Annotated in this window: 1 protein-coding gene; it reads left to right on the forward strand. The window is 75.9% G+C overall.

Going from position 1 to position 1,261, the window contains the following annotated elements; translation table 11 throughout:
* Positions 1-534, forward strand: a 534-nt coding sequence (locus tag AB0C29_RS49090) for a hypothetical protein (RefSeq protein ID WP_360835342.1), incomplete at its 5' end; no start/stop codon positions are given.
* Positions 535-1,261: the final 727 nt, after the last annotated feature.

Raw genomic sequence — 1,261 nt, forward strand, 5'->3', positions numbered from 1 at the left:
GGCTTCGGCTTGGCGTGCTGCGTCGGCCTGGCGTGCGGCGTCCGCCTGCTGCGCCGCGGCCCGCCGGGCTGCCTCTTCCGACCGGTGCTGATCCGCCGGATCGCCGTGCCGCGGCTGCGCGGGCACGCCCATCGGCCGCACCGGAAGCACGGGCTCCGCTTGAGCCGGACCACCGTGCCGCGGCTGACCGGGCCGCGCTTGAACGCCGGGATCGGCGAGATAACTCTGGGCAGCCTGCCCCGAACCGTCCGCCTCGCCCGGCCGCTGAGCGGGCACCTGGATCGCCCGGTCCATGGGCGGCTGCTGCGGGCTGCGGTGCTGCCCGGGTACGTCGGCGGGCGCGGGAGAGCCCGGCCGGACCATGCCGACCGTCGGCATCTCCGGCTGAGGGCTGATGAGCGGCAGTTCACCGGTGACCGGGCCATCGACGCCGTGCCGGGCCGGAAGAACCTCGCCCTCGAGCGCGGCCGGTACGCCCGTAACGGGCCGGACCTGGGCGGGAACGTCGTACGCGGTGACCCCGGGCTGCGGTGAACCAACGGTCGGAGCAGTACGGGACGGCGGCCGCTGCGAAGGCGGCACAGCGGTCGGCGTACCCGTGGAGAGAATCATCGCGGTCCGCGGCCCACCGACGATCGGCCGCTCAGCGGTCGACCCGTCGTCGAACGACGCCCGGCCGCGCGAAGCGTTGGCGGCGGACGGGGCAGCCGGCCCGCCACGACGACCCCGGGGCGCGGCGAGGCGCGGATCGGTGTCCTGCGGCGACGAGAACCGCGGATCGTGCACCGGCACACCACGCGGATCCGTGCCCGCCGGAAACGCCTGCGGCGACGCGAGCCGCGCGTCGGCACCCTGCGCTGGCGGCGGAGCGAGCCGGGCGTCCTGCCCAGGCTGCCGGCCGTCCTGCCCAGGCTGCTGAGCGGCCCAGACGTCCTGCCCAGGCTGTTGAGCGGCCCAGGCGTCCTGCGCAGGCGGCTGGACGAGCCGCGGGTCCTGCCCGGGCAACGCACCCCGCGGGTCTCCCGGCGGCGAGAACCGGGGATCATGCACCGGAACGCCACGCGGATCGGTCCCGGCCGGGAAGCTCTGCGAGGACGCGACGCGCGGATCCTGCGCCTGATCATTGGCCCACGGGGTGAAAGCCGCCGGAGCCTGCGACGCCGCCGGGCTCTGCGGCGACTCACCGACCGCGGGCCGCCGGATCGGCGTGAATCCCGGTGACGTAACGGTGGCCGCGGTAGACGATGCCGTGCACCGGCGT

This window comes from Actinoplanes sp. NPDC048791, assembly GCF_040650095.1.
Taxonomy (GTDB): Bacteria; Actinomycetota; Actinomycetes; order Mycobacteriales; family Micromonosporaceae; genus Actinoplanes.